A 13,099-nucleotide genomic window follows, 5' to 3' on the forward strand; every position below is an offset into this window, starting at 1 on the left:
GTTTAATATTCATATATGGTGATGCCGCTGCGTAATTTGGGTTCTATGTAAGTTGATTTGGGGGGCATGGTTAAACCTTCATTGGCGATTTGTTTCATTTCAGCAACCGATGCTGGCAGCATACCAAATCCTACCCTAAACTCTCCACGATCTACTAAGCCTTTAACATAAGCCATGCCTTTTTTACCATGAGCGTAATCTAAACGTTTGTCTGATCGAGCATCGCCAATGCCCAGTATCGGATTTAATACGGTTTTGTACAATACCTGTGCATCGAGATGAGATAATGCATTTTCGGCCTTATAGTTTAATTTTCGCAAATGTAAACTATAAAAATCACCGTCTAAGTACATGCTAAAGGAATGTTTTTCTTGAGGCTTGTAATAGGTGTTCTTGCGGTTTTCTATTTTAAAAAAATTATCTAACCGAATGAGAAATTCCTCTTTACTTAAGCCATTTAAATCTTTTACCAGCCGATTAAATTCTAAAATTTTAAGGTTGCTCTCTGGTATGATATAGCTCATAAAAAAATTATAGGGCTCTTTACCAGTATGCTCTTTATTAGCTTTTTTTAATTCTTCACAAAGTTGATATGCGCTGGCACTGCGATGATGACCATCGGCAATATAAAGATGATCCATAGACTTAAAAATCTGAGTGATTTGTTGGCAGGCTTGAGCATCGTCAATCAACCACAAATAATGGGTGTCTCTGTAGGTGGTGGTAAATTCGTATTCTGGACGTATGCTTTTCGCATGATTGATGATTGCAGATAAATCTGCATTATCGGGATGCGTTAATAAAACTGGCTCTGCATTAAAACCAACAGTTTGCAAGTATTTTTTAAAATCTTCTTCGCGATAGGCTATGGTTTCTTCGTGCCTTTTAATCAAATTACTTTTGTAACTATTAAGTCCCGTGGCGGCAACAATACCAGTAAAAACATGGCCATCTGCATCTTTGCGTTCATAGATATAAAAACATGGATGCTCATCTTTGATAAAAATATGGTCTTCTCGAAATTCTTGATAGCGATTGCGTACCAATTCATACCGATCTGGTCCCGAAACTTCTTTGTGGTATTTATAACCCGGATTCACAATATGTAAAAATGAAAACGGATTGTTGTCTAGCCGAGCTTCCCTTTCGGCCTGTGTATAGTGATGGTAAGGTCTAGATGAAATTAAACCAACTTTGTCACGGGTGGGTCTCACAGCCCGAAAAGGAACAACTTCTGGCATAATAAATTATTTGAATTGAGCAGCCACAACTTCGGCTTTTTTAGATTCGCTATAGTCGTAAAACCCTTCGCCCGATTTAACGCCTAGTTTTCCAGCTTGTACCATATTCACCAATAATGGGCACGGAGCATATTTTGGATTTTTAAATCCTTCGTACATTACTTCTAAAATACTCAAACAAACGTCTAAACCAATAAAATCGGCTAATTGTAGTGGCCCCATAGGGTGCGCCATACCTAATTTCATCACGGTATCTATTTCTTTAACGCCCCCCACTTGATTATAAAGTGTTTCAATGGCTTCATTAAGCATGGGCATCAAGATACGATTGGCTACAAAACCAGGATAATCATTCACCTCTGTAGGTGTCTTTTTTAAAGCCACCGATAAATCCATTATTTGTTGGGTTACTTCCTGCGAAGTACTATAACCTTTAATAATTTCAACCAACTTCATAATGGGTACAGGGTTCATAAAGTGCATCCCGATTACCTTCTCAGGTCGTGCAGTTACCGATGCAATTTTTGTAATTGAAATTGAACTGGTATTGGATGCCAAAATAGTTTCCTTAGCGCAAAACTCATCCAATTGCTTGAATATTTTTAATTTTAAGTCTTCGTTTTCGGTGGCAGCTTCAACCACTAAGTCAACTTGTTGTACCCCCTCTTTTAAATCGGTAAAAGTGGTGATATTGGCTAAAGTTTGATCTTTATCTTGCTCGCTAATTTTTTCCTTAGCAACCATACGATCTAGATTTTTTGTAATGGTAGCCATTCCTCGATCTAAATTCTCTTGAGCTATATCAATTAAATGTACTTGGTAATTAAACTGAGCAAAAGTATGGGCAATACCGTTACCCATTGTACCGGCTCCTATTACGGCAATATTCTTCATAATTCTAATTTTTATTTTTTTGAAAAACTATTTATTATTTGTTTGGCTACGCGCAAGGCACGTGCACCTTGTTCTAAAGTTACCTTCGGAGTGAGATCTTGGGTAATCGCCTCAGCAAAGGTTTCCAATTCTTCCAAAATAGCATTGTTTTCATCTACATCGGGATTATCAAAATAGATTTGCTTTTTAACTCCTTCTGCATTTTGCAAAATCATATCAAATTCTCCTGGTTGCTGGGGAGCATCTTTCATTCTAACTACCTCACATTTCTTTTCTAGAAAATCTACAGAGATATAAGCATCTCTTTGAAAGAAGCGGGCTTTGCGCATTTGCTTAAGTGAAATACGGCTTGCTGTTAAGTTGGCAACACAGCCGTTTTCAAATTCTATACGGGCGTTGCAAATATCTGGTGTTTCACTAATTACCGAAACACCACTAGCATTAATATTCTTTACAGGAGAGGGTACTACGCTTAACACAGCATCGATATCGTGAATCATTAAATCAAGAACAACAGGAACATCGGTGCCACGCGGATTAAATTCTGCCAATCGATGGGCTTCTATGAACATTGGTTGGTCAATTTTATCTTGTACTGCTTTGAAGGCTGGATTAAACCGTTCTACATGTCCTACCTGCCCCTTTACCTTATGCTTTGCTGCCAATGCTACCAACTCATCTGCTTCTTCAACGGTATGAGTAATTGGTTTTTCTATAAAAAAATGCTTGTTTAGTAGTACTGCTTTTTTTGCAATATCAAAATGAGAAAGGGTAGGGGTTACAATATCGATTACAGCCACATCCTGCAAAAGATCGTCAATCTCTTCATACAAGGTATATCCAAATTCATCGGCTACTTTTTGGGCATACTCCCTATTGCTATCGTAAAATCCTACAAGCTCATATTTTTTGGATTGGTTGAGTAAGCGCAAATGTATTTTACCTAGATGGCCTGCGCCTATAACTCCTATTTTTAGCATATATCGTGGTTTTGCACAAAAATACTATTTCTTTTAGAGAAGTGGCATCAATTTTTTTTAGATTTTCATCTCTTTCGTCAGTCGCGTCCATTGTTATTAGCTATTTTACCGATTTTAGCGTATTTTTAGTTATTTGGTTATAAATACCCTACGGCCTACGCGTATAAATGCGGTGTATTTCTTTGTGTAAATCAGCTGAAATTCCTTAAAAATTAGCTAATTTTAGCAAAAATTTGAACACGTTGAAAGATACATTCAGACATCAAGGTAAGCGACAACATTTGGTTGAAATTCTCAAAGAAAAAGGAATTGCAGACCAACGTGTTTTGGAGGCAGTTGGCAAAATACCCCGTCATTTGTTTATGGATAGTAGTTTTGAAGATCACGCTTACCAAGATAAGGCTTTTCCTATTGCGGCAGATCAAACTATTTCGCAACCTTACACCGTAGCTTTTCAAACGGAGTTGTTGGCGGTAGAAGCAGGACATCAAGTCTTAGAAATTGGTACAGGAAGCGGTTATCAAACGGCGGTTCTTTGTGAACTGGGTGCAAGGGTTTATAGCATCGAACGCCAACAAGAATTATTTAAAAAGACCAAGCTTTTTTTGCAAAAATTAGGCTATCGCCCTAAATACCTTTGTTTTGGCGATGGCTATAAAGGTTTACCGCTTTATGCTCCTTTTGATCGAGCTATTGTAACGGCAGGAGCACCCTATGTTCCCAAAGCTTTATTGGCTCAGTTGAAAATTGGGGGCAAGTTGGTCATTCCAGTAGGCGATGACCCGCAAATTATGACGCTCTTTACCCGAAAATCGGCAACCGAGTTTGAGCGCGAAGAGTTTGGTGAATTCAGATTTGTACCGCTGTTAGAAGATAAAAATTAAAGCGAGAGTCCCACAAATACACCAAAATCATTTTGATTACCTGATTGGAGGTTCTTTACAAAATCAAGGCGTAAAATTCTGTATTTACCCCAACCTAAATTGTCTAGGCCTAAGCCAACTTCTATAAAAGGATTATGTTCTTGGGTGTACAAAGCTTTTCCAGTAGCGACTAAATTTAAATTTAGTGCCCTTATGCCCGGAATTTTCCCTAAAATCCAACCCTTAAAATCATGTTGTACATGCACTTCGGCAAATGTATTAGCTGTGCTATGACTATACAAATCAAGCAAATAAAATCGGTCTAAACCTTGTTTTAAGCGTAGTTGGGTAGGTGTGCTATCAAAATGTTGATAATCGATAAAGCTAGTTTTATCTCCACCGATAAAAAATCCGCCTCGAGCGAAATAAGAGAAAGTTCCTCTTTGTTGCCAGCTTAGGTTTTGATTAACTCTTAAACTGATTTTAGAAAAATTATAAGTATCCAAATCAGTCGCCCAGCCTTGATTATAATACAAGAAAAATCGAGGGTACTTAGAAGAGCTAACCGTATACTTACCATCGGGGTACAGGTAGTAAGATTGGTCAAAGTCAATCCGCAATCCTACTTCGTACTGCAGCATCTGGTGTGGGGTAAATAAATCCGACGCTGGTTGATCTCTAGCGTCAAGCGGATTGTTGGGCGTGTAAAATTGTGAGCTTGATTTAAAAAAGCCATGATGAGCTCTATTTTTAAGTACATCCCTTTTGTTGAAGCTTAAAGCGGAATAAAATCGGAGTCCGTTTGCCAATTCATTCGAATAGCTTATACGCGCAAATTGATTTGCATAGAGCTTGAGGTAATTTTTTTGGAAACCGATTAAAGCCAAATCGTATAAATGTAAAGGGGTACTCGACTTATTATTTATTTCTTTGGCTTCAGATCCAAGACTAATACTTAAAAACGGCTTACTAAAGTTATTGAACTTTTGGGTGTAGGTAAAACTGCCCCGCCAAGTTTTATCGGAAAAGCCGTATTGCGGGGTGGTTGCAAAACTATAGAAAGTGTTGTTCTTGGGATCGGTTTTTACAAAACGCAGCGGTAAGCTTAAATTGTAGCCTTGCACCATGTTAAAGTGCAAGTTTTTTAAGGGAGCCTCTACCTGCCAACGCTGGTTTTGATAGCTTTGCTTATAAGTGTAACCATTTATTAAATTACCAATTTTAAAACGATTGTTTGTAGCGTCGACAGAATCTTGGTAGCGTTTGCTGTTTTGTAGATTAGCTAATTGTTGTTTTTTTAAATAATCCTGTTGTTCTTCATTGGTTAGTGGTATAGGACGTTGATTTTGCCAAAATAAATTGTCTTTATCATTGGCTTTTGTATCGAAAGCTAAAATTTCTTTTCCAAAAATGTCTTGGCCAAACCGCGGATTAAAATCATAGTTGGTGTACACCGCAGAAAAACGACCATCGCCAGAGACACTTAAAATAGACCAGCTAAAATCTATAGTTTGCGTTTGTTTAACCCATCGCTGATCTAGGGCATTAAAACTGAAATTTTGTTTAAAGTGTATGGTTTCAATAGCTTCAAATTGTATCGCCTCACCGGTGGTCTGCAAATCAATTCCGTAAAGCTGCCAAGTTTCATCTACAATGTAAACAAACCCCGAAAATACACGTCCTTTAGGATTTTTAGGCTGTACTTGTATTTTGTAAATTAAGTGATTTTGTTCGTCATAAAATAGGTCGGCTAATTGATAGTCGTAGTGATTCAACGCATAGTCAGCTATGGGGGAGATCAAATTTTGCCGCAGTTCAATATTGTTTTTATAAAAATTGAATTCGGCTTCTTGAGCACTGTTAAAACTAAATCCGTTATCGTCGCCACTTAGCTTTGAGGCGATTATTTTTTCGTGGAAATTATCTGGAGCCTGAAATTTGATTTGAGATACGGTTTCAGATAGGTATGCGATACCGCTACCAGTAGAATCTAGCTTAGAGCGTAAATCAGATAAATCATTGCCCAATATTTTTTCGGGAGCATTTTGAATTCTCCAGATTCCTTTAGAGTAGAAATTGGCCGTGTATGCCTTGGTTAGATTAAGGTTTTTTTCTCGGTTAGCAATAGCTTTTTTAATGAGAATAAGCCCTTTATTCTGTTGTTTGCTTATCACGATTTGATCAAGTGAGGTAGGCTCTTCTTCTAAGACAATAGTACCGCAGTCATGCTGCGGGGCATCTATAATAATTTTTCGTTTTAGCGTTTTATAACCCAAATACCGAAAAACTAAAGTTAAGCTGTCTGAATTTGCAACGGGTAACTCAAAATAACCCGATTGGTTACTCACGCTACCTTGGTAGGAGTTTTCAATAAAGATATTAACTTGTGCAAGCCCTTCTTGCTGGGCGTTGATTACCCGACCGGTAATTTGAGCCTGAGTTTGTAAACTACAAGCTAATAAAAAGATTAAACCAAAAAGCTTTTGGCGCATACCTAGGCATTATAAGATTTTTTAATTCGGTCTAATTTACGTTTATTCTCTCGGTCTTTTATGGTTTCGCGCTTATCGTGCATTTTTTTACCTTTTGCCAAGCCAATTTGCAATTTTGCTAAACCTCGCTCATTAATAAACAAGCGCAGGGGTATAATGGTTAAGCCGGTATTGCTCACCTCTTTATGTAGCTTTCTTAATTCTTTGCGCTGCAGTAGCAATTTGCGTTCGCTTTTAGGATTGTGGTTAAAATGCGAAGCGTGCGAATACTCTTCTATATGCATATTAATGACATACAGCTCATTACGGTGAAATTCGCAAAAACTTTCGGCAATACTTGCTTTTCCTTGACGGATAGATTTTATTTCGGTTCCGGCCAAACTGATTCCAGCAATGTATTTATCTATAATTTCATACTGAAATCGCGCCTTTCTATTCTGTATGTTGATGTTGTTTTTACTCATAGTGCTAAAATAAGGTGCTTTTTTAAACTAAGCTGCTTTTTTAAACAAATTTTACCGTTCTAGATGTTGCTGTTTTTCTTTATAATTTACTTAATTTGTTAAAAATAATATAGCTTTATAGCTTAACCAAACAAAACGCCACATGAGACTTACTATTTTAGCGCTGGCCTTGGCGCTAGGCCTAACCAGTTGTCAACAAAATATTGAATATAAACCCTTAGAACCAGCCAATGCGGCTAACCGAGAAAAAGCCAAGGCTATCATCCAGGAAACCTTTGACAAAACAGGTGTAGCCTTGCAAGAATCAGCTGTGATTAAATTTAAACACCAAGGCGAACACTATATGGCGTTGCGCAACTGTGGTATGTTTATGTACCGCAAGCAAAATACCCAGGGGAAAGATGCCATAGAAGACGTTTTAGATAACCAAGGCTTTGAACGCAAAATAAACAAACATTTAGAAGAATTAACTAGCGATGAGGTTCAAGAGGCTAAAGCGGAACTTCAGCAAAGAGTAAATTGGGTGCAATTTCCTTTTGGATACCAGGAGCGAAGCTTTTATTGGATAGGAGAATTAAAAACCGATGAAGCTAACTACCATAAAATAGCCATAGAAAATGAGGGGGAGCCCCAGGAGATTTGGTGGGTGAATAGCCAAGATCACTTGATATATTATGTTGCACAAGCTAATGGTGATACATCTGGGCGATTGTTTAAACTAGATCCTAGTTTTACGCAAGAAGGTGTCCACCTTAATCAGGTTTACGCTTATGCAGTGCCTGATGCCGTTCCCTTGCGTTATGCTGCCGATGAATTTGTTGAAGCTAGCCAAGAATGGAAGCAAACCGATAGTTTAAAATTAGATCAAGCCAGTGTATTATTAACATCTTCTAACTGCGAATAATCGTTTAATGCTTTTTAATTTCAAACCATAATACCTGATTTATTTGTTCGTCGAAACTATTAAAATTATTGTCGGCTACAAGCAATAAGGTGAGGTTGCCGTTGGGCAGTGTGGGACCAAAGCACATGCCTTCAAGATTATCTAACCGCTTAGAAGCTAATGACTTTCTTATTTTTTTAAGATCTAGAATCAGTTTTTTGTGTGTTTTGGCTTTTCGATTCAACTGTTTAAGGTTTTGGTCTGGGTTTAAATCCGTAAACTTATATTCAAAAAGAATTGCGCGATTAGCCTTATTACCTCGGCCGGCAGAATAGGCGCGTTCAAGCATAATATATCGGCTTTGGTCAAAAGACAGCATAGCGGTTATCCCATTAATAGCAAAGGGTTTAAGCGGCCATGTGCGTATGCGCTCTAACGGATAAAAATATTCTTTTTGGTAATTCTTGTCCGCTAAATCATAGCGCAAAACACTTACCAAGGCAGGGGTGTCGTAAAGCTTTGGTTTTTGGCCCCAGCGGCTGGCTGGTAATTCTAAAGCTGCAAAAAATTGCGATTGGTCGGGGGTAAAGCACAAACTTTCCCAAACGCCATTATGATGTGCTTGGTTACCTTTGTTTACGTCGATATAATGGGGTAGGGAATAGGTTTTTTGTATTTTTCCTTGCTCGTCAATTTGATAGATACCCGATTGTTTTTTGTTTTGGATAGAACCCTCACTCGAAACGAGAAAGCCAGGTTGATTGGGATGTACCAATACAGATTCTAAATCAAACCACAGGTCTGTATTATCGGTATTTATTTTTATGGCTTCTATAAAGTTTATTTGGTTTATTTTTTCGGCAGCAAATTCGATTGTCGTTTTATATATACGCGGATTGCTAGGTACATCAACTACCCAGTAAAAGTATCCGTCGCGATAGTCTATACCCGATAATCCGCCAATTGGCTCAGCATTAAATTTCGCATCTTTAGCGATGATGTACTCATCTAATAACTCAAGTTCTATTTTGCTTCGCTCATATGATTTTAAACTGGAGCAGCTATTGAGGTAAATCATTGCCATAACGGCAAAGCAAATTTTATAAAAAGTCTTAAATAACATTGTATTAGGATAAAAATAAGATTTCATTAATAACTTAAGACTGCAAATAACTGTACTTTTAGATAAATTAAAAAACTTAAATATTATGAATGAGCAAGAATTAGAAGGAAAGTGGAAACAAGTAAAGGGAAAGTTCAAACAAAAATACGGTGAAATCACCGATGATGATACCACTTATTCTGAAGGTAAATTTGATGAGATGCTAGGTAAACTAGAGGAAAAAACAGGAAAAACCAAAGCTGCACTTAAAGAAGAAATCAGTAAATTATAGATGGAGCTAGGAGGGTTTTAACGAAATTAAAAAGGTAGCATTTAAAATGCTACCTTTTTTAATGCTTACATTTTTAGTATTAGTTTATTTCAACTAATTCTACATCAAAAATTAATATAGAATTGGGAGGAATGGGGCCTATACCACGCTCACCGTATCCTAAGTAAGGTGGAATCATTAATTTAGCTTGGTCGCCTTCGTTCAAAAGCATAATCCCTTCGTCCCAACCAGGAATAACTTTACCTGTGCCTACTGGAAATTCGATAGGCTGATTACGATCGTACGAAGAATCAAATTTGGTGCCGTCTGTTAGCATTCCGGTATAGTGAACTTTTACCATTTGACCTGCTTTTGGTTTTTTGGTACCATTTCCTTTTTTAATGATTTTATACCATAATCCGCTATCGGTTTTTTCATAACCATCGGCCATACTATTCAACTCCTCATCGATTTTCTTTTTCATTTCGGCTTTACGCTCTTCAGCTTTAGCGGCTTCAATTTTTTGTTGCTCGATTACGTCTTTCATGGCGCTATCAAATTTTTCTACAGCATCAAAAGACTTGGCAGCTTTTCCTTTTCTTATGATATTTACTTCTTGAATAATCACAGGATTTACTGGCTTATCTCCTGGCTTAGTGGTCTCTACTTTTCCTATGCTATCAACCACTTCTTGCCCCAATACAATTTCTCCAAAAACACTATGTCTATTGTCTAAGTGTGGGGTTTCTTTTAGGGTAATAAAAAACTGACTTCCATTGGTGCCAGGTCCGGCGTTAGCCATAGAGAGTATACCCTTTTTACTGTGCTTTAAAGATTCGTCGAACTCATCGGGAAACTTGTAACCTGGTCCGCCAGCTCCGGTACCTTCGGGATCACCGCCTTGAATCATAAAGTTATCAATAACACGATGAAATTTTAACCCATTGTAAAACTTCTTGTTGGCATAACTAGTGTCTACCTGTGGGTGAGTACCTTCGGCCAAAGCCACAAAATTAGCCACGATAAGTGGTGTTTTTTCAAAATGCAGCTGACTTACAAAAGTTCCTTTGTTGGTAACAAATTCGGCATAAAGCCCATCGTTTAAGTCGGGATATTTCTCATTGCAAGCATACAGGCTTAGCGCTACAAATAAGCATAAAAATGCACTTTTTAATTTCATAAATTTAGTCATTTAATTGTTTTTCGTTATTTAATTCAATTGAGTTTAAGGTTATGGTAGACCGAATGGGGAGATTTCTTCCTATTTTCTGGTTATCACCATAATAGCCAAAAGCTTTATGTGAAGGAAAATAAAAAGTAAGGGTCTCGCCAGGTTTCATCATTTTTAAAGCTTGGCGTAAGCCAATAAAAACGCTTTCTTGGTCTATAGCATACTCGCGTGTGCCTAATTCTTCTCTAGTATATATGGGCTGCCCTATTAAGGTGCTAATGTCATAATCAAAGTTTACCAAATCGCCAAATTGAGGAGTGAGGGTGTCTTTACCGATTTTGGTATCGTAGCGGTACCAGAAACCGTTGGGCGAAGCGTGGTAAGTATTGATTGTATCCTGCTTAATAATCGAATCGATTAAAGCTTCTTCGTAGGCTACTAATTTTTTGTTGCGCGCAACCGATTCCCGAATAAAAGAACCTGATTGTTGACTCATCGGGCGTCTAGCTTCTGGAGTTTTGCAACTAAAAAGCAATAATCCTATGCAAAAAGACTGTAAAAAAATACGGTATATATTATTCATGAGTAAGTTGGGGTAACAATTGCTCAAACTTTTCTAAGGTTTCGCTAAGTGGTAAATCGCTTTTTCCTCCGGCTGCATTGATGTGTCCGCCACCTTGAAAATGTTTTCTTGCAATTTGGTTAACATCAAAATCTCCTTTAGAACGCAAAGAGATTTTTACGATGTTTTCTTCCTTGTTTTCAATGAAAATAGCAGCAAATATGATTCCTTTAATCGCCAGGCCATAATTTACAAAACCTTCTGTATCTCCCTTTTTAAAATTGTTTTGGTCTAACTCTTCCTGAGACAGGCTTATATAAGCCGTTTTGTAGGCCGGTAAAATTTTCATATTGCTTAAGGCTACTCCCAGTAATTGCATACGGTTGCTACTGCTACTGTCATAAATGGCATTGTGTATGGCCGTATTATTCGCACCAGCATCAATCAGTCGTGCTATAATTTTATGGGTTCGGCTAGTGGTTGAAGAAAAACGAAAAGAACCTGTATCGGTCATAATGCCCGTATACAAACAAGTAGCCATATCTTCGGTAATCAAATGCGTATCGCCCAAAAATTCCAAGAAATTGAAAACCATCTCACAAGTAGAGGAGCAGTTTACATCAGAATAGGTAAAACGGGCGTAATCTGCCGGTGCTTGGTGATGATCAATCATCACAAAAGTAGTATCTAAATCAGCTAAGACCTGCTGCATAGCCTCACCTGTTCGACTTAAATCGTTAAAATCTAAGGTAAACACCATAGAGGAATCTTGTAGGCATTGCGTAGCTTTTTGCTGTTGCTCACAAAATAAAATAATCTCTTCTTGATGCGGTAACCAGCTCAAAAAATCAGGATATAGATTGGGCGAAATTAAATGCACGGTGTGCCCCAGCTGTTCTAAATATAATTTCAAGGCTAGTGTAGACCCTAAGGCATCTCCGTCTGGATTCCTGTGCGGAATGATGCTAATGGTTCGGGGATTAGCCAAAAGCGATTTTATTTCACTAATTTGTTCTGCTGTCATAGGCGATAAAGATACAATTTCTGTAGATTTAGAAAACCTAAGTTTTGTATTTTCTTTTAAAGCCTAGACTTGTGCTAAGAAGAGGTTGTTTTTCACGCCTAATGCTAAAAGTAAGTTCTGCTTGTGCTCGGCTACTCTAATCAAATCCGCTTTAAAGCTATACTAGACCGCAAAACTTTTTATTTAACGCTAATGGTTTTTGTAATCTGCTTAAAATTGCAATGACATGATTTTTTTCTCTTTACGGAAAGGTTTTCACACAATTTTATTACGTTCTACCTTTATTTTATTGCTGAAATCAATTCGGTTTAACCGAAAAGGGAATGCTTAAAATTTATTAACTAACTTCAAGTAAATTGGAAATGAATCTAAAAATTTAGGCAATCCATTTTTTTTGAATCGCTCGTTGGGCGATATAAATACAAAATACGCCAATGATCAAAACCATTACAGGCATATTGCGGCACCCGGACCGTAAACCTGGGTAGCTTTAGCAATGAAAAGGCTGTGAGTCATCTGTACCACGATACCCACCAAAGAAATCAAGAACAGCGTTTTAGCCCATTTATTTTTTAAAAGCAGCAATAAACTACCTAAAAATCCGCCACTAACTGCCATGGCGAAGGCAATTAGTGCCCAAGTGGGATAATTGGCGTACAATACTTGTTGATTTTCGGGGAGTAGTGCAATCTCCTCGGCACCCATACTTATTTGATTGATAAAAGCGAGCACTCCCATCAAATTCCATACTAATAGAAATACGGCCAAGGCTATAAACCATTTAGGGGCTTTTTGTTTGGTGGTGCTTGGGTTCATAAATTTGGTTTTTAAGTTGACTGTTGTTTTTAATCGCTTTTGCGGAAGTAAGGCCCACCTGCGCATCTTTAATAAAGTTAATCCTTTTTTAATTATAACCGATTAATGCCGTCGAGGCATTCAATAGGTGCTACTCGTAAGTTTTTCGGCCAACTCAACTTATTCTTTCATCTACTCGAAAAATTTTCTTATAAACTCGTACATTTTGTAGTCAAACCCGTAGCTTTTGTCGCTGCATTATGGGTATTAAGAGCTATCTTGCTCTATGTTTTTACCAACCTTTAAAAGGAATTAAAGCGATGAAAAAACTGACTATTATACTTAAAAAATCAGATA

13 protein-coding genes are annotated in these 13,099 nt (G+C 37.5%); 3 read left to right on the plus strand and 10 right to left on the minus strand.

Annotated elements, in window-relative coordinates; genetic code table 11:
- Positions 1 to 2: 2 nt before the first annotated feature.
- From FT993_RS02785 to FT993_RS02795, 3 genes are read right to left on the minus strand one after another with little or no spacing between them, the layout of a single operon-like run.
- Entirely contained in the window at positions 3 to 1,241 is a 1,239-nt protein-coding gene (locus FT993_RS02785; RefSeq protein ID WP_147861019.1) for a DUF1015 domain-containing protein, read from the minus strand.
- A gap of 6 nt (positions 1,242 to 1,247) precedes the next feature.
- Positions 1,248 to 2,135, minus strand: coding sequence for a 3-hydroxyacyl-CoA dehydrogenase family protein (locus FT993_RS02790; protein ID WP_147861020.1), 888 nt, complete (start codon positions 2,133 to 2,135; stop codon positions 1,248 to 1,250).
- Between the two features lie 11 nt (positions 2,136 to 2,146).
- On the minus strand, positions 2,147 to 3,115 hold the full coding sequence (locus tag FT993_RS02795) for a Gfo/Idh/MocA family protein (protein ID WP_147861021.1): 969 nt from the start codon (positions 3,113 to 3,115) through the stop codon (positions 2,147 to 2,149).
- A gap of 242 nt (positions 3,116 to 3,357) precedes the next feature.
- On the opposite strand from FT993_RS02795, the gene FT993_RS02800 reads away from it, so the two are divergent.
- Complete coding sequence (locus FT993_RS02800) at positions 3,358 to 3,999, plus strand: protein-L-isoaspartate(D-aspartate) O-methyltransferase (RefSeq protein ID WP_147861022.1); 642 nt, start codon at positions 3,358 to 3,360, stop codon at positions 3,997 to 3,999.
- Here FT993_RS02800 and FT993_RS02805 read toward each other — a convergent pair.
- Together FT993_RS02805 and smpB are read right to left on the minus strand one after the other, a co-directional pair.
- The gene (locus FT993_RS02805) at positions 3,996 to 6,470 is read right to left on the minus strand and encodes a DUF5686 and carboxypeptidase regulatory-like domain-containing protein (RefSeq protein ID WP_147861023.1); all 2,475 of its coding nucleotides are present in this window, start codon (positions 6,468 to 6,470) and stop codon (positions 3,996 to 3,998) included. The genes FT993_RS02800 and FT993_RS02805 overlap by 4 nt on opposite strands.
- Before the next feature lie 2 nt (positions 6,471 to 6,472).
- Positions 6,473 to 6,934 (minus strand): SsrA-binding protein SmpB, encoded by a 462-nt coding sequence (gene smpB, locus FT993_RS02810; RefSeq protein WP_147861024.1) that lies wholly within the window; start codon positions 6,932 to 6,934, stop codon positions 6,473 to 6,475.
- 142 nt (positions 6,935 to 7,076) lie between these two features.
- Here smpB and FT993_RS02815 point away from each other — a divergent pair, with 142 nt between their 5' ends.
- A complete protein-coding gene (locus FT993_RS02815) occupies positions 7,077 to 7,838 on the plus strand; it encodes a hypothetical protein (protein WP_147861025.1) in 762 nt (253 codons plus the stop codon).
- A 4-nt stretch (positions 7,839 to 7,842) separates the two neighbouring features.
- Here FT993_RS02815 and FT993_RS02820 read toward each other — a convergent pair whose 3' ends face one another.
- The gene (locus FT993_RS02820) at positions 7,843 to 8,901 is read right to left on the minus strand and encodes an esterase-like activity of phytase family protein (protein ID WP_187240740.1); all 1,059 of its coding nucleotides are present in this window, start codon (positions 8,899 to 8,901) and stop codon (positions 7,843 to 7,845) included.
- A gap of 124 nt (positions 8,902 to 9,025) precedes the next feature.
- Here FT993_RS02820 and FT993_RS02825 point away from each other — a divergent pair, with 124 nt between their 5' ends.
- Complete coding sequence (locus FT993_RS02825; protein WP_147861027.1) at positions 9,026 to 9,211, plus strand: CsbD family protein; 186 nt, start codon at positions 9,026 to 9,028, stop codon at positions 9,209 to 9,211.
- Between the two features lie 79 nt (positions 9,212 to 9,290).
- Here the strand turns inward: FT993_RS02825 and FT993_RS02830 are convergent, their stop codons facing one another.
- From FT993_RS02830 to FT993_RS02845, 4 genes are all read right to left on the minus strand, one after another.
- Positions 9,291 to 10,370, minus strand: a complete 1,080-nt coding sequence (locus FT993_RS02830) for a peptidylprolyl isomerase (protein WP_147861028.1) — start codon at positions 10,368 to 10,370, stop codon at positions 9,291 to 9,293.
- A gap of 4 nt (positions 10,371 to 10,374) precedes the next feature.
- Positions 10,375 to 10,944, minus strand: a complete 570-nt coding sequence (gene gldI, locus FT993_RS02835; protein ID WP_147861029.1) for a gliding motility-associated peptidyl-prolyl isomerase GldI — start codon at positions 10,942 to 10,944, stop codon at positions 10,375 to 10,377.
- Positions 10,937 to 11,947: a bifunctional oligoribonuclease/PAP phosphatase NrnA gene (locus tag FT993_RS02840; RefSeq protein ID WP_147861030.1), complete on the minus strand. Its 1,011-nt coding sequence runs from the start codon at positions 11,945 to 11,947 to the stop codon at positions 10,937 to 10,939. Before FT993_RS02840 ends, gldI begins: the two co-directional genes overlap by 8 nt.
- 447 nt (positions 11,948 to 12,394) lie before the next feature.
- Complete coding sequence (locus FT993_RS02845) at positions 12,395 to 12,763, minus strand: hypothetical protein (protein ID WP_222708293.1); 369 nt, start codon at positions 12,761 to 12,763, stop codon at positions 12,395 to 12,397.
- Positions 12,764 to 13,099: the final 336 nt, after the last annotated feature.

It is taken from the genome of Mesonia sp. HuA40 (genome assembly GCF_008017835.1).
Lineage (GTDB): Bacteria > Bacteroidota > Bacteroidia > Flavobacteriales > Flavobacteriaceae > Mesonia.